The organism is Labilibacter marinus (assembly GCF_001659685.2).
Lineage (GTDB): Bacteria > Bacteroidota > Bacteroidia > Bacteroidales > Marinilabiliaceae > Saccharicrinis > Saccharicrinis marinus.
This window is the reverse complement of record NZ_LXYE02000034.1, coordinates 142,100-161,295: the sequence shown is the minus strand read 5'-3', so window position 1 is coordinate 161,295 and position 19,196 is coordinate 142,100. Positions and strand designations below refer to the sequence as shown.

Below are 19,196 nucleotides of genomic sequence, written 5' to 3'. Positions count from 1 at the left end.
CCTTTACACCTCTGAACCCTATGCCTTGAACCTTAAGACCTTACACCTTAAAACCTTGTACCTTCTAACCCTTGAACCTTGCACCTAATTTTCACTCAAAATAACCGCCTTTCCTTTTTCACTTCCAACGGGGAAGGTGATTTCATGTGTAGAAGTTTGACCTTTTTTGGAAACAGTAATTTGACCCGACGCTAACTTTTGAGTTGGGTCGCATATAGCCATACTTAATTGGTTTTGGTCTTTTTTACACAATACAATGGCAGGAACATTAGATGACAGTTCGGTAGAATCATTTATTTTTATGCTTCCTGGCTGATGAAAAACAATAGAGGTATAATCATCAAATTGAACCGCTTGTATCTCCTCTGTATTCGCAAGTATCTGATACGGTTGTTGCTGATATGTATTGGCCAAATCTTCCTTGTCCATGTTAGGAAATACAGCGTACGCATACTTATCGTTCTTTACATTTTTGCCATGATCGATACCTAAAGTAAAAATATTTTGAGGCTCTTCTTCTTTATTATACCAGTTGAGCACATTGCTCCAATTGGCAGACTTCTTATCTAAATCAGCAACTATTCCATCCCCTTGATTAATAATATAACCGACACCCTGATGCCAAAAACTACGAACATTGCCCTTTATGTGTGCTCCCGACAATCCACTCATTAAACTTTTGCCATCATTAATATACAATGGCGTTGTGCTAAAACACTGCTCAATGGTAGTTTGAATATGTTGATTGTTTTGCCCTGTGATACCCGAGCCCAAACAGACCGTAAAATCAGGAAACAGAAAGTATGATTTGTTGGCACTTACGCCATCGCGTTTGTATTGCATACTTGTTAGCGCACAATTATCAAAAGTCAACCCTCCCACAAAATCGCTGGGTATATTATAGCTTCCCCAACCAATTTCTGGCAGTTTAGCCGTATCCTGAACCGAAGTAGTGCCCGGTATTTTACGCCAATCCCAGTAAGGATAAATATTAAGATACTCCTGACCTGTTTGCATAAGGTACATGGCGCCATCGGCAAGATAGTAACCACTTAGGTTTTCGCCGTTGCCCGATTCGGAACCTTTAATACGACTAGAGCACATCCTAATACTAGTGAAGCTTTGCTTTGTTCGCTGAACGGTCAGCTCCGAAAAAGGAAAGTGTTTTACCCCAGTCAAGTCGTTTTCTTTACTTATAGATTGATACAGATCAGCAAAATCGGGATCTATTCCCTTCATTTCAACTGCGGCTTTAAACACACGCTTGTATTTTTTGACTTGTTCGTTCGGGAAAAGCTGGCGACCACTGCTATTGATATCATACACATCTTTCCAAATGACCCAGCGCTGTCCGTGTTCAAAATAATTACGCATTAAAACAATTTGCTCCTGCGTATAATCATACTCCGAACCTTTAAGGATAAACATCCATTTCACCTGATCTTCGAGAAAGTGCAGACCATAATTGCCCATTTGCAATTGTCTGCCATGTTGATGAAACGAATAATCGGCCTGTAAACCCACATCATTATCTGCCAATTGCATTTCCTTACGTATTTTCTCAGTAGCCTCACTAAGCAGACTCGTATCATTTTTTAGAATACTGCGCAAAACAATATTCGATGAAACCCAAACCAGATTTTGCCCCGTCTTGTTTCCAAATTCTACACGGTTCATAATGGTCATTCCCTTTTGCCACTGCTCCGCTTTTATTTCATCTTGCATCAGCAACATAATTACCCCAATACTCTGCGGAATACCAATTTGAGGATACCACCAATTGGAGTTTACTATATCCTTGTTTACCCACCAATTATAGGCTGTATGTATATTTTCGCTCAGCTGTTTGTTTTTATAATACTCATGACCTTTTTGTTGGTAGGCCTTAGCCATTTCAATGGTTCGCCACAGATGAGCATGCAAGGGCCAATTCCCTTTTTGCCTATTGTTATAATCCAAATCACTCCATGTTCCATCAGCCTGAAGATTGAAAAAATAAGGAAGTATTTCTGGGTTCACCTCTTCATTAAGCAAGTAATTTTTCCAGTTTTGCTCTAATATTGAAAGCTGACTTTGTGGCGCTTTGCTATCGCAAGAAAATAAAATTGCGACAAGTAGGATGATGGTTATGTTTCTCATAGATGTTTTGATATTGTGGCTTTAATATTGCACGGATTACAAACCATAACAAGCTGATTTAGACATCAGTACCAATCTGGAGTATTTCTGGAAATTGTTTTTTCTACTTCACTAACTAATTTTGCCACCTCATATAGTTTGCTTTGCAATTCTTTAATATCCATTTCAGTTTCATCCGCAAGATTCCATAATCTTTCAATTATATAATGGAACTTTGAAGGATAATCAACAAAATCTTGTTCGAAATTTGCTATAAAACCGCTCTCACTTTCTTTATCTAAGCTTTTACCTTCAGGACTACAAGCTCCTCCGATACCAAGATTTTCAACGCTCCAACCATTAAATGTACGCGTAACTTTGTAATTATCTTCATGTCCCCATCGATTAGTATATACAGGAAAATCACATACTTGGTTAAGATTTACATCTCCTTTAAGTGATTTCCAATTGTTTGAAGTAGAGTCAATAATTTTATATAAATCTTGTAAACTATGAAAATGATTATAATACTCATTAATATTTTCTTCAGGAATAACTCCTCTATTATCAATCATATGATCTTTATAGACTGGTAAGAAATACCAATGTAATTGATTAAAAAGTGGTGTGATTTTATCAAAAACCGGTGGGTAATTATAATCACACTCAAAACTTTGAAACATTTTTTTGTACTCAACTTTAGCTGTTTCAATTGACTCCTTACTTGAATTATGAAATTTCTTCCATTTTAATATTTCTTCAAAAAAATCGGGATCAACACGATATCCTCCTCTATCTGCTTCGATAAATAATTGTTCTTTAAAGCTTTCAAACTCTTTTTCTCGCACAAAAAGAACTGATTCTATATCACTACGGCTAAATATCTTATCTTTTATGAAACTGTTCTCAATAAAAGCTTTTGCAATTTTAACTTTTGTATTCCTCTTATTTGCTTGCATAACTCAATTATTTAAAGATATTTTTGATATGGTCTATACTTCCCTGAATATCTGGATATACAAATGTAGATGTTATTCCTATATTTTCCAGTTGCTTTTTTATTATTGCTTTGTCACTCTTTCTAATTTTATACCTAATTAAGTCATCTTGCTCTAACTCATAGCTGTTCATTTCAAGCTCTTTAATCTTTGATTCAATAAAGCGCATAAATTCATCAGAATAAACGCTTAAATCATCACCGACATCTGTAATATTTTCTTTATCACAAAAGTCTTTGTTTTGATATCTTATCCCATTTATGTATTCGTTAAATACTGCTTTATATTCCTGCAGTCTTAATTTTTTACGATATACACTAGCTAACCGATCAACGATATCCTTAAAATCAGCCCCCTCCCCTAAATCATAATTAATTAGTTTTTTCACATCACCTTTTAAAGAAGGGTTTAAACAAAATTCCCTGCAAAATAATTGAAAAATATCTACTAAAATATAATCAATGAATTTCTGCTTTTTATCTATAATAAGTGAGAAACAACCTTGTTGAGCTCGTATTCTATTATTTCTTAATGTAGAATCAATAAAATAATTATTTCGATTTTCAAGAATTGATTTAGTAAGAATATTTTTTACTTCTTTTTCATTTTCAAATGTTAGAACATCCAGTTCCGCATCTACTTGAAAAATCTCTGATAGTGTTTTAAATACAGTAGAGTTAAATGTATATATTTCACTTTTAGGAATTGTATTTTGAAAAACATACCCATCATTATTATCTTCATAAGCTACTGTAAAATATAAAGATATCAATGGGTTGTATGACCAATCTAACAACCTAGTTGGAATTCCATAATGTTGCATCTGTATTAATTCATCAAAATAAACACTTCGATTCGAAAACTCATCAAAATTATATTTTTTAATTATTTCATTAATCTTTTTCTCTTTTCTATCGTCATATTTATCCCTAAATACCGCAGCTTTTAGATCCCATGTTGTATTTTGTTGTCCTCGAAATATACTAATTTTAGTATTGGATATATCTTTACTAACATATCCTATAAAAGACTTAATATCTTTTATTAAGATTGGTTTTTTCATTAATTGATATTTTTAAATCTGATATGTGTCCTATTTCTTCAAGCTATTAAGTGTGTTATCCACCTCTCACTAAAAATCCGCTCCTAAAACTACATTATTGTTTAACGGATACAAAATATTATCCAACACAAAAACTTAACAGTATAAAATGTAAGAGTACAAAAAGTGATAAATCAGAAAATTTCCTCATTGTCTTGCGAAAGCTAAACTAGCCAGAAGCCGCTAAAACACTTGGAAGAAGACCTATTTTGCTTGGAAATATACTTGCTTTGCTTGGAAATACACCTGTTTTACTTGGAAGAAGCACCTCATCATGTTGGAAAAATAGCTCTCCTCATTGGAAAGACACCCTATATGTATGGAAGAAATACCTCACCTTACTGGAAGAACATACTGTTGAGTTGGAAATAGTGATAGAACCTCTTGGAAAGATGCACCCTCAGGCTGGAAGGCATGGATTTCTCCCTTGTAATTTAGCAGTAGGCAAATCGGTTCTAACCTAAACACATTTTAGCTTATGAAAGCACCAAGGGTGCTAAAGCTATCAGCCTAGGCAATGTATTAAGTTAAGGCTGAAAGCCTTTAATGTCAAAACTTGGGGACATCGCCCCAAGAGAATGTCTGCTAGGTACATTCAGGCTGAAAGTCTGAAACATATTGGATATTGCATCAAACTTTCAGCTTGAATTTCACATGGTGCCTAGTACAAGGGGCGACACCCCTTGCTACGATACTACAGACCTTCAGTCTGATACTAAATTCTTAATTTTTTAACTTAATGACATTGATCAGCCTAGGGGAAGCGCAGCGCAGCCCTGGGTAGGCATTCAACACCCAATACGACGCATCAGCAACCAACTAATTTATACCATCAATATTTGCGTCGGAATGTTTACCTAGTGTTGATAAAACCACCTCCTCACCGCTAACAATCCCATAAACTAGACTCACAAATACAATTCAAAAACAACTTATACCAATTTTATTTTGGAATGAGCCTTGAATTGTTTTGAGGATTTTACGTTTAGGCAAGGCGAAAAAATGAGTCATAGCCATAGCTACGACGATATTTTTTAACACAGCATAAACTTAAAAGGACAAAAGAATAAGGCTCACTTCAAGATAATATTAGTATTACCTCACCCATATTAAAATGCCCCCTTTATTCATATCTAAAATAATCATCTCCCAAAAACAAGAATAACTAATATTGCTATAAACTAATAAGAGATCAGAGAGCTCGATAACATCACTAAATACTCGAACTCTCTGTCTCCGTGTTCATTTAATTATTATGAAGCTTATATCTACAACACTGCTAGTCCTTATGCTAAGCATGATGGCTTGTGCTCAAAAAAACAAAAAACAAAGTCCGCCCGACTCATGGCTAACACCCTTACTGGCCGATAGCGCTAAGTTTATCCTCGAAAGTAAAGACAGCGTGATATGGGGTTGCGCGCCTATCTACGACGATGAAGGAAAGGTGCATGTATATTATTCTACATGGGAAAAAGATGGAAATTGGTTAACCCATAGCAAGATTGCCCATGCGGTAGCCGATCATCCCGAAGGTCCCTATAAAAAACTAGGTGTTATTATGGAAGGTCGCCAAGGCAAGTGGGATGCGCACACCATTCACAACCCTACTATTTATAGGGTAGATGGCAAGTATATGATGTTATATATTGGTAACGACACCACCAAACAAGATAACTGGCGCGACAGAGCCAAAGCGGCCAATACACAGCGTGTGGGAATGGCCATTGCTGATAACCCTTATGGCCCTTGGAAACGCTTTGATAAACCTGTGATTGACGTGGCTGCCGATAGCATGGCTTGGGACGGATATTGTACGGTAAACCCAGGTTTCCTGAAACATCCTAACGGCGAGTATTGGATTTATTATCGCAGCTGGGACCGTAGAAACGACGACCGCCGTAAAACAGGTGTGGCCATGGCTAGCAAGCTAACAGGTCCTTATACCAAGTACGAAAAAAATCCTGTGATTGATTTCCCCGAAAGAGGCGGACAAACCGAAGATCCTTACTTTTTCTACTATAAAGATAAATTCCATTGCCTCATCAGAGATATGGGTAATTACGATTGGTTGAGCGGTTTCTACCTGGAGTCGGATGACGGTTTAAAATGGGGCGAATATCAACGCAGTCACCACAAGGGTGCTCATTATCTGCCTGTATCTGAAAAAAGCCGTTACGAGCGCGTTCAGGTATTATTCCGAAACGGACATCCCGAATACCTTTTTAATGCGGTGCAACGCTTTGATGGTATTCACTCAGGAGGGGTACTTAAAATAAATATCCCCGAAGTGGATAACCAACTTCCTCCTGCCCCTGAAGGTCTTCAATGGATTAAAAACGAAAAGTTCTCCGACGAATTTAACGGAACAAGTTTAGATACCAGCAAATGGTACGCCCGTTCTCCGTACTGGAAACACGGTCGTCCTCCTGCTACATTCCGCGATTACAGTGTTTCGGTAAAGGATGGCAATATGCAAATTAAAAACTCTGTGCTGGAAGGAGACGAAAAATACAATATTGCGGGTGGTGCGGTAGCTTCAAAAGCCATGGATGCACTTTATGGATATTACGAGTGTAGAATGAAGGCGTCGAGTATTTCTATGTCGTCAACTTTCTGGTTAAAAAATCGTCCTGCAAAAGATGGTTGCACTGGTAATCGTCAGGAGTTGGACATTGTAGAAGTAGTAGGCAAGCGTAAAACAGGCCACGACTTTACCAATGTATTACACTCTAACACACATTATCAGCATTTTGATTGCGATGGAAAAAAGAGCAGTAAATCGGTCGGCGGCAACTGTCCTATTGTGCCTGCTTCCAACGAAGCTTACCATACTTACGGTTGCTGGTGGAAGGATGCCAATACCCTACTATTTTATTTAGATGGAGAGTATAAATTCACCATCAACCCAAGTACTGAGTTTAACGATAAACCTTTTGGCAGACCGATGTACATGCACTTGGTTACGGAAACGTACAACTGGGAAAGTCCGCCAACACCCGAGGAGCTGGCCGATGATAATAACAATACCACTTATTACGATTGGGTGCGTTCGTACAAGTTGGCTCCTGCCAAAAAGAAAGCAGGCACGGGCTTAACTAAACCCAAAAAGTTTTATAAAGACACGGTGGACTTTAGCCTTGCGCCCAAAAGAATAAATAACAAATATCCATTGTCCGACCAGAAGAATAAGGGCAAATGGAAAATGCTTAAGGATTATTCTGATGAGTTTGATGACGATACGTTAGATATTAAAAAATGGTATCCTAATAATCCTGGATGGAAAGGTCGTGCACCTACATATTTCCATGGTTCAAATGTTAGTTTAGAAGGTGGTGAGTTAATCATGCAAATCAATCAGCATGGCAACGAAAAGCTTCCTGATGGATTTACGCACAGTGCTGGTTTTATCAAGAGTAAAAAGAAAGTATTGTACGGATATATGGAGGCGCGCCTAAAGCCTAACAACTCGCCATGGGTAACTGGTTTTTGGATGACGAATGTGAGTAAAGATTGGTGGACCGAGATTGATATCTGCGAAAACTGTCCTGGTGTAGAAGACAATCGCCACGATTTAAATTCCAACATTCATGTTTTCAGAGCACCCAAAGACAAAGGCGATGTGAAGAAACATTTCTCTAGAAACGAGAAGTTTTATATTCCGTTTGAACTACAGAAAAATTACCATACCTGGGGATTAGAATGGGATAAAGATTATATCCGCTTCTACCTGGATGGCGTATTATTCCGCGAAGCAGAAAACACCCATTGGCATCAAGAATTAGAAATCAATGTAAATAATGAATCCAATAAATGGTTTGGAGCCTTACCTGATGATAATAGACTTGACGAACTATATAGAGTGGATTATGTAAGAGTGTGGCAGAAAAAGTAATAACGCTTAAGGTTTCACGCAAAGACCGCAAAGGCTGTATCACGCAAAGGACGCAAACAAGAAAATCACGCAAAGGGCGCAAAGGATAATAAACTTTGCGAGCTCTGCGTGATACTTTTTCTCTGTGCTCTTTGCGTGAAAACCTTAAGCGTCCTTTGCGTGAAAACCACTTCTTGCGAACGCACCATTATCGCATTACTTCAAAAAAACATCGGAATAGTTTAAATATTATCCTACCAAATAATTCCCCCCTCTTTTCTCCACCTAAATACGGCATATTTTTTCCCTTTTCTAGCCAACTTTTGGTCTACTTTTATAGTATCACCATAGTGTAGAAATTTAAATATAGATAGATGAAGAATGTAGTTAAGCTGTTACTGTTATTTTTGGCAGTAAATACAATGGCACAAACCAACCTACTACCTGATCCAAGTTTCGAATCAGGAACTATTTCTGGAGGGAATGATGATTATTACAATTATGATGGTAAAGTTCTTTGGAGAGCTTGGCCTTTTATTGGTTTTGAAACCGATACAGAAAACACAAACAGCGGTTCTCGATCGCTAAAAGTGGTTTATAGAAACTATGGTTCAGGTGACCCAACATTCAGAACGGAAGCCTATCCTGAGTTAGAGCCTGGTACATATCAGTTCTCATTTTATTACAAAACAGATATTGATCGCTCTGCTTCTCAGTTTAGCATTGATATTAAATACGGAACCCAAGCAGGAGGAACTACAAGTATTGGTATTCAACAGGTACCTATTGTTAGCGAAGCCAAAGATGGATTTGTTCAGTTAATGATTGAGTTTGAAGCGGATGAAAACTTCACCACTTTTGCCCCCTACATCAAAGTTCCATTCATTACTGATGGCGCTTATTATTACATGGATGATGTTAAGTTAACTAAGCTATCTACGGAAGTTAAAGCAACTTCTCCTAGTCCTGCTCATGAAGCTACTGGATTTGGTACAAATAATGCAAAACTTGAATGGTTAGGCGGAGTGAATGCCGTTAAGCGTAATGTGTATGTAGGAACTGCTTCTAATGATTTACAACAAGTAGCTACCGACATTACAGGTACCATGCACACACTACCTAAACTGGAAAATGAAACAGAATATTTTTGGAGAGTAGATGAAATAGATGGCTCCGACGTTGTAACAACAGGTGATGTGTGGAGTTTTACGACAAAAACATATTACGAAGAGAATATGGAAATCATCCAAACGCAAAGAGTTGAATCGGACAAAGAAGTTACCTGGGAACAATTTGGACCCGGAAATGCTGGTTTTGTTAACTTTTTACGTTATCACCCACTTTTACCAGATGTTTGCTTGACTTCGCCTGATATGTTTGATACCTACCAAACGGAAGATAATGGAGACACCTGGAATACCGTAAAAGATGTAGATGGAGAAAGCGATTTTGCACGTTTATATGATATGTTTTACTCTACTAAAACAGCCAAATTTGCCATCGCTATAGAAAGCTCAAGGTTATATACCAGTAATGATACAGCACGTAGCTGGACTGTTATCAACAATTGCCCTTGGTACACCCACAAAGATGTAGACGGAAGCGAAGGGCGTTCTTGGTACAGAAAAGTTTCTGCTGTAGCCATTGATCCTAACAACGATGACACTTGGTATGTGGGAGCTGGTAATTTTTGTCGTGGACAACAGCAATTATGGAGTACAGTATCTAACCCAACCTATGCTAATCCTCGTGGAGATGAAAATATATACGACAACATTAAGTATCAAGGTAAAATATGGAAAACAACAGATGCTGGTGCAACATGGACGGAGCTAAATGCAGGTTTAAATGAGAAAGCGCAGTTCTCGCGAATTATCGTTCATCCTGAAAATAGCCAAGTTATTTTTGCTGGTTCGCAGTATGGTTTATTTAAATCTACAGATGGCGGAAGCAACTGGACGGATATTGGTGATGGGAAATTAGATAATAACACCATCATGAACATGGATTATTACTATGATGCAACATCAAATAGATTTGTATTATATGTAGCCGATCAGGTTCGCTACCATCCTGCAGGAACTACAACCACATGTGATGGAGGTATCTTTAAATCGGAAGATGATGGAGCTACCTGGACAAATATCAATGGTAATTTAGGCTTAGATATTAACCGTTTATCAGGTGGCGTACCCGATAATTACTATCAGTATATTGCCAAATGGTTTGGTATTACAAAAGCCGAGGCACAAAGTACATATCCAGCTAAACCAACTGCAGCACTTCAATACTTCAACTCTTTAAATGTTGATCCAAGTGGTGAAGATGCTTTACTTGTTGGTTTCTACGATGCGCAGGTTCAAAAATCGATTACTCCAGGTCGTTTATGGAAAACAACTAATGGTGGAGATACATGGATTAATATAGCACGCGATTACGCACCGGCATGGCAAGCCGATCAAGCTTACTGGTCAAGCAGAAACAATCCTTATACCGATAATATGGAAGAAGGACATCAGATATCTAACCAGCAATGGGGACAAAATTATCCATTACGCTCGTTAAGATATTGTGCCGTTAATTCTCGTGGTGATATCATGTTGCTATATGCGCACAATACTTTTAGAAGTACAGATGGTGGCGAAACCTTTATCCAAATAGATGAGACTTATACCAACGATGGAAACATTATGCCTGCAGGAAACAGTAACCTTCCGGGACAATGTATTTGGCAAGATAAACGCTTAGGCGAAGGTATTTTATATTGTGGTTCTGGAGAGCATCACCTATGGAAAACTACCAACGATGGCTTAAATGGCAAGCAAGCGGTGAAATACTTAAACGGAACACAGGAAAGTATATTTGCCGGGGCTACTCACCCATGGGACGAAAATACGGTATATACTACTTCTATGCGTCAGAAGGATCTGGATAGAATATTTCGTTCGACTGATGGAGGTGATACTTTTGTAGACTGGGGTAAAGCGACCGAAGCCAGCGAATGGATGAGAACCAACCATATACGTATCGACCCTATCAACCCAGATAATATGTACTTTGGGGTTACGGAAATTTCAGGTTCTGGCGGTGGCGGCGGTACCGATGGCCCCGATAAGGATAAGGAAGGTGGTTTCCATAAATCAAGTAATGCTGGTAAAAGCTTTAACCCAAGCAATAGCGGAATGCCACAATGGGTTTGGGTTCGCGATATTGAGTTTGATCCTAGAGACGATACCAGGGCTTCTATTTTTGTGGCTGCTCCTTGGAACAAAGAAAAGGATATTGATGGTGGTTTATTCCATTCTGCTAACCGCGGTACTTCATGGACGGAGATTCCTGTTTCTGATAAGATTGAAGGCGTAAATAACATTTGCTTTGATCATACTGGTAGATTATACGCTACAGCTGGAAGACGTGCTGCTGCAGGTAATGCAGGCGGTTTATTTTATAGCGATGATTATGGTCAGAATTGGACGCAGATTTTTGAAGCAGAATATGTAGATAACTTCGATATATCTCCATTCGATCATAACCTATTGGTTTTCTCCATGGGAGAATTGGCCAAAAACCCAGGTATATTTATTAGTAAAGACAGGGGTATAACATGGAGCAAAGCCAACCATAGAATTGGAACACCCAATAGAATTACACAGGTGGAATTTGATTTGCATGATCCATCAAGACTTTGGTTATCTGTAATGGCCAGCGGTTTTTCAAAAGGCTATTTACAAGATGGTGCCGACCATAAAAAAATTACAGTAACTCCAGGAGTTGGAGAAATAGATCAAAATGAAACATTACAACTTCAGGTAGTTGCTCCAGATTTAACAGGAACCATCCAATACAAATCGGCTAACCCTTCTGTTGCCACAGTATCTGCTTCTGGAGAAGTAAAAGGTGTAGGTAAAGGTGCCGTTAAAATTTGGGTGACATCGGAAGATGGTCGTTATTCTGATTTTGTTTATTTAGTGGTGAGTGGAACGGATATTGGCATTAAAGACGAGAAACAGATTGATCTTTCTTTATATCCTAATCCCGCAAAAAATGAGCTATATATCAAAGGTGATTTTAGTGGTAGTATCACGATGAAATTATTTTTACCCAACGGTGCTTTAGTAAAGCAAATTAATAATATCAATGGGCAAAGCATCAATATAGCTGATTTAAACAAAGGACTATATTTTTACCTATTAGAAAATCACGAAGGTGTAGCAACAGGTAAACTAATTAAAGAATAGGGTTTCACGTAAAGAAAAAGATTTCACGCAAAGGCCATTAAGGTCATTTCACGCAAAGAGCGCTAAGTTTTTTTCACGCAAAGAACGCAGAGAAATTATAACGCAGAGGACGCAAAGTTTTTTTAAAACTACGCGTTCTCTGCGTTTTTTTTCCGCCCTTTGCGTAAAATTTTCCTTTGCGCTCTTCGCGTGAAACTTTTTTCTTTGCGAACTCTGCGTGAAACCACCCTTTGCGCCCTTTGCGTGAAACCTTTTCCTAGCATCCTGCGTGCCCTCTATTATATTCTAAATATTATCTTTACCCTTATAACCCCAGTGTATGCAAAAAATAGTTATTGCTCCCGATAAATTCAAAGGCTCTTTAACAGGCTTAGCATTTTGCCATGCTGTTGAAAAAGGCATTAAAAAACACCATCCCGAGGCCGAGATTGTAAAATTACCTTTAGCCGATGGAGGTGACGGAACCATTGAGGTACTGCAGTATTATTTAGATGGAGCAATGATTTCCGTTGAGGTAAATGATCCGCTGTACAGAAAGATAAACGCATCCTACTTATACTCCGAAAGCAAAAAAACAGCCTACATTGAGATGGCCGAAGCTTCTGGTATTCGCTTATTAAAACAAGAAGAACTCAATCCTTTACAAACCACTACGCTAGGTACCGGACAACTGATAATAGATGCCATGGACAAAGGTGCGCAGCATATTATATTAGGCATTGGTGGAAGCGCTACCAACGACGCAGGCATGGGTATGGCCATAGCTTTGGGCTACGAGTTCTACGATGCCAAAGGAAATAAACTCAAAGGCTGCGGAAATGATTTATCGCTCCTCTCCTACATCGATGACTCCAACGTTCATCCGCAACTTAAAAATATGAAATTTGATGTGGCCTGCGATGTAGACAATCCTTTGTTTGGGGATCAAGGAGCAGCTCATATATACGCCCCACAAAAAGGTGCCAACCCAGAAATGGTAGAACAACTTAACAAGGGCCTCATCAACTTTAATGAGGTAGTAATGGCCGATTTTAAACATGATCTTCAAGATATCTCGAGTGCAGGTGCTGCTGGTGGACTGGGTGCCGGATGTGTGTTATTTTTAAATGCCCAACTTAATTCGGGTATTGAATTGATTAAAAACGAAGCTGACTTTGATAACAAAATTAAAGATGCCGATTGGATCATTACCGGCGAAGGCAAACTCGACGAACAAACCTTCTCTGGCAAAGTGATAAAGGGAGTAATGGATTCGCTTACAGACCAAAAACTAGCCGTATTTTGTGGCATCAGCGATTTAGCAGCTAGCCAGCACAGCGACTTACAAATTTCTTACCTCAAACAAACCAGTGATTATGCCCATGGTCTTGCAGACTCCATTAATAACGCAGAAATATACTTAACACGTGCAGCAGAAGAATTTGCATCTAGTATTTTGTAAGTAACAACTATTGACCAATCTACTATTGACCAATTAACTAATAACGAATTACTTTTCTGTACTCTTTGTAATGGTTTTAAGCTGTTTAGAGTGATTGTTGAAAAAGCCTTAGACTTCTTTGTATGAGATATTGAATAACATGTAGCCCTCTATTACTTGGTAAAAATGGTTCCCAAATAGGTAATAGCTCCAAACAAAGGCGTAATTATCCATCCCAAGCCCGTAAAAATTCATCCCAACAAGGTAAGAATTCATCCCAATTTGGTAATTATCTTCCCCAACAGAGTTAATGTTCTTCTCAAAAAAGTAATAATTAATCCCAACTAAGTAACAAGATTTACCCAAGTATGAAGATAAACTAAACAAATAGATAGACAGAGCTCCCAAACTAGCTCACGCTAAACTCATACCCAACATAACACCATTCATCCCTAACGCAACGATGATATATTTTTTATGTCTGGTTTATTCATTTTTAAAAAGAAAACTTCATCTTAGCGCAAAATGGAATGACAATGGCTACCGAAATTACAATGATCAGACATGGTGAAACAATTTGGAATACAGAACAGCGTATCCAAGGGCAACTCAACAGCAAGCTCACTGAAAATGGTGTATTGCAAGCCCAACTGGTGGGTAATGCCCTAGCCAAACGTACTTTTGATGTATTAATTAGTAGCGATTTAGAAAGAGCTGCCGAAACAGCCAGAATCATCAATACAAAGCTGTCCTTGCCGCACCATTTTAATGCAAACTTGCGAGAGCGCTCCTTTGGTAAACTGGAAGGAATGACCTTTGCCGAGATGAAAGAACAGTATCCGGATGAATTCCTTGCCTACAAAAAAAGAGATCCTGAATATGTCATCCCCAAAGGCGAAAGTATTCAACAGCTCTATACGCGTGTTACTTCGGCCATAGAAGACATAGCGCATAAGTACCCCAATAGTAAGGTACTTATTGTATCGCACGGACTTGTATTGGAAATGATGATGTATAAAACCTTTGCCATGAGTCTGGATAAACCGCGTGCTTTCTCCATTAACAATTCATCCATCAGCTCCTTTAACATTGATGGTAATCACTGGTTTTTAAAAGAATGGGGTGTTATTGAACACTTAGTTTCCTTAAATGTACTGAACGAACTTTAATAAGTTGTTATGGTTTTATTGATTACCAAAGCAATTACATTTAAAGATTGAATCCCTTCAGTATTCAAAAACGAATTGTTTTATAACCTCCTCAGGATTACATCTAAGGCTATTCAAATTAAACCGCATTCGTAGTTCTTAATACAACAATCCCGAAAGGATTAAATATAAATAGCCCTGTACAAAGTGCAGGGCTATGATTCCAAGTACTATTACAACCACAAAGTGGTTGAATTTTAAAACTACCTCCCCACTTATTCTTCACGGTACTCCTCCTTAAAAATGAAGAGAGCTCCACAGCACTTTCCTATCTTGACTGCAGCAAACAGACCTGATTTTTAGGAAAGGTGAGTTTAAATACTATAGTCCAGTAAAACTGTTCTCAATTGAAATAACTTTTTTTGTCTCAAGCCCACAAGGCTTTTCATTTTTATAATAAGATTTAATGTAATGTCTTCCTTAAATACTCCATCATCTTTTTATTGATTCCCCACTGATCACTAATATCTCTGCGGGTATAAGGTAATTGTGGCATATACGGGAACGGGCCAAACTCCGGACACACATAAAACGTCTTCTCCCCTCTCTCCTTGGCTAGGTCAATAATCTTTTGCCACCATGCTACAAATCTATCCAAGTTAGCTTTCCACTCGGGTGCAAACGGGTCGTTTACCTGAGCACTCTGATCAAAGCCAACCCTTGCATGAATATACTTACAATGCGGCATAATCTTTTCCAATATATCCTCCTGATCCTCTAATAAGCTCTCCGACACATTACAAAAGTGAGAGAAATCAGCGTTCAACTGTAAATCCTTAAACTCATTTAAATATGGTAATAAAGTATAAGCATGATAATTGAATCGGCCTCTATGCGTTTCGTGAACAATAGGTACTTGGCTTTCCTCCGTAAACGCCTCACAATGCTTCAGCAAGCTACTGTTTTCTTCGAACGAAAAAAAATCCTTACCCGTATGCGAATTAATAAAAACAGGATTTAACTCTACAAGTTGTTTAAAACGAGCCAGCATTCTATCTCTATATGCATCTACGGTTTCAACAGCGGGCGCTAACCATTGCTGAGCAATTAACACCGCTCCTTTTTCCTGAATATTCTTTTTTATTTCGTTTACAGCATCCTCATCCGACGGAGCATTCATTTCAACCCCATCGTAACCAGCATCCAATGCTTTTTCAATAAAATTTTTGGGTCTTAAGTCTTCGCTTCCCCAAAACGGACAGATATATTTTATTTCCATTGATTTACATTTATAATTACAACACGTCCATTAAACAGGCCTTTGGGCGTTTTGTTCTTTTTAATTTCACTATCATTTCGATAAATATATTTCCTACAACTATATTTACCATCCATAAACTACCCAAATAGTTTGGTAACTATTTTTATAGTCGTATATTTGTTTCAAACATTAAGGGAAATGATGGTATTAACGAAAGCAGAAGAACAGGTAATGCAAATCCTGTGGAATATTGAAAAAGGTTTTTTAAAGGATATTGTGGAGCAATACCCAAATCCGCGTCCTGCTACTACAACGGTGGCTACCGTAATTAGGGTATTGGTAAAAAAACAAGCTATTGGTTTTAATACTTACGGAAAGGTTAACGAGTATTATCCTTTGATAAAGAAAAGTGATTATACCAAAAAGTTTATGAAAACCCTGGTGAAAAACTTTTTCAATAATTCGCAGCAGCAATTCGCCTCTTTCTTTGCAAAAGAAAGCGACCTATCATTATCTGAATTAGAAGAGCTAAAAGCAATGATTGATCAGCAAATCTCTGATAAAAAGAAATAATGGAAGCTATCATTACATACATTATTAAAAGCACCTTGGTTTCCGGTGTGTTTTTAGGGCTCTATCATCTGAGTTTAAAACGAGAATCATTCTTTGCTTTAAATCGCTTTTACTTATTATTAAGTTTAATATTTGCTTATCTATTTCCTTTAATAAACATAGAAATAGCAGGAAAGCCAGATAGTACTGTTTATATTATACAAGACTTTCAGTCTACTATCAATCAGTTTAATTTTGCAGAAACAAATACAACACAGCAAGTTGTAAGTAACAGCTCATCATTTATATTACAATATTGGTGGTTCCTTTTGCTTATAAGTGTTTCCAGCCTTTTGTTATTCAGATTTCTAAAACATTTAATACAATTACAAAAAACCATATATGCTAATGAAAAAATAAAGCATTCTAAATTTACGCTGGTTCTTTTTAACCAGACGATTACCTTTTCTTTCTTTCGTTATATATTCATTTCCCCAAATGTATGGCGTTCGTCAGAAAGCAATAGTATTGTCAATCACGAATTAAGTCACCTAAGGCATAAACATTCTTTAGACAGACTTTTTGTTGAGCTATTACAAATCGCTTTTTGGATGAACCCATTTATCTTTATGTACAGAAAGGCTTTAGAAGAGGTTCATGAATTTCAGGCAGATAGTGATGCTACAAAACGCATTGGCAATACCAACGACTATTTTAATTTAGTATTGCAACAATCTGCTCAACAAAAATATTCGCCTCTGATGAGTCCGTTTAGTTATAAACTCATTAAAAAACGAATAAAAATGGCACATTATAAATCAAATCCATTAAAGAGACTATTTATTATTGCACCTATCGGATTGGCTATGGCGATTATTTTAGTCTCCACCACCATTAAGCAGGTTAACACCATTAAAGATGAAGTGCAAAGTTTAACCTGGCCTTCGGATGATAGAAGTACAAATGTTTTAATATCTGATGTTAGCTCCGAAAGTAAAGCCTACGAGTTGGTTACTGAAAACTCGCTTGATAAAGAGGGAAATATAATGCCCATCCTTATCAATTTAAAGGGTGTTATTTTAGCCAATGGCAACAAAACATCTATCAATCAAATAGAAAAGCATGTACTTAGCTTTTATCAATCGTCTGATAAAACAAAACAAGAGCTTCCATTATTAGGAACACAACAAGTGAGTAATGCTTATATCTTCTTAAAAAAAGATATCAATACTCCAGCCGAAGCTGCAAATCAATTGCTCTTAGAAGTAGGCAATAGTATTGATAAATTAAGAGAGGATGGGGCCTCAAAGCATTTTAATAAAAGCTATAAAGATTGTAACACGCAACAACAAGAAAGCATAAAACAACTAATACCTATGCGCATTATTGTGAGTCCTTCTAAAAATATAAAGCCGAACAATACGAAGCAACAAACTTTTATAATGCCTATTAAAAAGGAAGAATTAAAAAGGATTTCGGCACATTACAACAAATCTATAGTTAACCCTATTACTAAAAAGCAATTCACCCATAATGGTGTTGATTTTGTGGCTGATTTAAACACTGCAGTCCGAGCACTGGGTGATGCAACCGTTCGCACCGTAAGCGATAAACCTGAATCATACGGAAGATATATCATCTTAGATCACTCAGATGGCTATTCATCGCTATATGCTCACTTAAATGATTTTAAAGTGATAGAAGGGCAAACCATAAAGAAAGGTGATATAATAGGGCTTGTAGGTAATACAGGTCTTTCAACAGGTCCTCACCTACATTTAGAAGTGAAAAAAGATGGAAACCATATTGATCCTGAAAAGGTGATTAATTTATAAACAACACAGGCTACTTCTGAGAAGTAGCCTGTATTAATGTATATTATTTCGTTGGGGGTCTAATAACCACTTCAGGATCGACTTGCACAGAAGTTCCATCTATGTATTTATATTTGATATCATATTTCGCAACACCTTCAGCTTCCGAAGCAATAACACCAAAACACTGAGTACTATCCACGTTAAAAATAATACCACCTTCAAATAGCGTTTCCGACTCTGATTCAATAATAATGATTTCTTGAATACTAGAAATATTGCTATTTTCTGCAAGCTCCCAAAAAATGGTATCTCCATTATTAACAACACTAGTGTAAACGAGGGCGCTAGATTTTAAACCATCTCCACCTACAACATTCAGGTTATCTTTGTTACTTCCTTCAACACTTAAAAGTAACTTTGTGGAAGTTGGTTGCTTTTCATTTTGTAATTCATTACTTGCTTCCTTTTTACAAGCTACAAACATCATAGTTAGTCCCAATAACGGGAACAATAAATTTTTCATTTTATTTTTTAGTTAAAAATTTAATACATAATGGCTTTACATTAAATTTTGCACAAGCTTACATATAAATTAGATTCAAAAAGGTATACTAGAAAAGATAATTATAGTTACGTAAATTTTTATTATATATATTTCATTAACAATTATT

Annotated in this window: 12 protein-coding genes; 7 read left to right on the top strand and 5 right to left on the bottom strand. The window is 37.3% G+C overall.

The window, feature by feature from the left end:
- Window positions 1–84: 84 nt before the first annotated feature.
- From A8L32_RS14270 to A8L32_RS14260, 3 genes are all read right to left on the bottom strand, one after another.
- Window positions 85–2,139: a polysaccharide lyase family 8 super-sandwich domain-containing protein gene (locus A8L32_RS14270; RefSeq protein ID WP_066631489.1), complete on the bottom strand. Its 2,055-nt coding sequence runs from the start codon at window positions 2,137–2,139 to the stop codon at window positions 85–87.
- 65 nt (window positions 2,140–2,204) lie between these two features.
- A complete protein-coding gene (locus tag A8L32_RS14265) occupies window positions 2,205–3,077 on the bottom strand; it encodes a hypothetical protein (protein ID WP_066631487.1) in 873 nt (290 codons plus the stop codon).
- A 7-nt stretch (window positions 3,078–3,084) separates the two neighbouring features.
- Window positions 3,085–4,179, bottom strand: coding sequence for an FRG domain-containing protein (locus A8L32_RS14260; protein WP_066631486.1), 1,095 nt, complete (start codon window positions 4,177–4,179; stop codon window positions 3,085–3,087).
- 248 nt (window positions 4,180–4,427) lie between these two features.
- On the opposite strand from A8L32_RS14260, the gene A8L32_RS14255 reads away from it, so the two are divergent.
- The 5 genes from A8L32_RS14255 (at window position 4,428) to A8L32_RS14230 (ending at window position 14,916) form a co-directional block, all read left to right on the top strand.
- Complete coding sequence (locus A8L32_RS14255; protein WP_066631484.1) at window positions 4,428–4,682, top strand: hypothetical protein; 255 nt, start codon at window positions 4,428–4,430, stop codon at window positions 4,680–4,682.
- A gap of 791 nt (window positions 4,683–5,473) precedes the next feature.
- Window positions 5,474–8,110: a family 16 glycosylhydrolase gene (locus A8L32_RS23645; protein ID WP_198931785.1), complete on the top strand. Its 2,637-nt coding sequence runs from the start codon at window positions 5,474–5,476 to the stop codon at window positions 8,108–8,110.
- Between the two features lie 353 nt (window positions 8,111–8,463).
- Complete coding sequence (locus A8L32_RS14240; protein ID WP_066631483.1) at window positions 8,464–12,327, top strand: VPS10 domain-containing protein; 3,864 nt, start codon at window positions 8,464–8,466, stop codon at window positions 12,325–12,327.
- A gap of 319 nt (window positions 12,328–12,646) precedes the next feature.
- A complete protein-coding gene (locus A8L32_RS14235; RefSeq protein WP_066631481.1) occupies window positions 12,647–13,768 on the top strand; it encodes a glycerate kinase in 1,122 nt (373 codons plus the stop codon).
- 515 nt (window positions 13,769–14,283) lie between these two features.
- Window positions 14,284–14,916 carry a histidine phosphatase family protein gene (locus A8L32_RS14230; RefSeq protein ID WP_066631577.1) on the top strand — a complete coding sequence of 211 codons (633 nt, stop codon included), beginning with the start codon at window positions 14,284–14,286 and terminating at the stop codon, window positions 14,914–14,916.
- A 442-nt stretch (window positions 14,917–15,358) separates the two neighbouring features.
- Here the strand turns inward: A8L32_RS14230 and A8L32_RS14225 are convergent, their stop codons facing one another.
- On the bottom strand, window positions 15,359–16,174 hold the full coding sequence (locus A8L32_RS14225; protein WP_066631479.1) for a sugar phosphate isomerase/epimerase family protein: 816 nt from the start codon (window positions 16,172–16,174) through the stop codon (window positions 15,359–15,361).
- A 219-nt stretch (window positions 16,175–16,393) separates the two neighbouring features.
- Here A8L32_RS14225 and A8L32_RS14220 point away from each other — a divergent pair, with 219 nt between their 5' ends.
- Together A8L32_RS14220 and A8L32_RS14215 are read left to right on the top strand one after the other, a co-directional pair.
- Complete coding sequence (locus tag A8L32_RS14220; RefSeq protein ID WP_394333280.1) at window positions 16,394–16,729, top strand: BlaI/MecI/CopY family transcriptional regulator; 336 nt, start codon at window positions 16,394–16,396, stop codon at window positions 16,727–16,729.
- The gene (locus A8L32_RS14215; RefSeq protein ID WP_066631475.1) at window positions 16,729–18,543 is read left to right on the top strand and encodes a peptidoglycan DD-metalloendopeptidase family protein; all 1,815 of its coding nucleotides are present in this window, start codon (window positions 16,729–16,731) and stop codon (window positions 18,541–18,543) included. The genes A8L32_RS14220 and A8L32_RS14215 overlap by 1 nt, the downstream gene beginning before the upstream one ends.
- A gap of 43 nt (window positions 18,544–18,586) precedes the next feature.
- Here the strand turns inward: A8L32_RS14215 and A8L32_RS14210 are convergent, their stop codons facing one another.
- On the bottom strand, window positions 18,587–19,048 hold the full coding sequence (locus A8L32_RS14210; RefSeq protein ID WP_143525110.1) for a hypothetical protein: 462 nt from the start codon (window positions 19,046–19,048) through the stop codon (window positions 18,587–18,589).
- Window positions 19,049–19,196 lie beyond the last annotated feature (148 nt).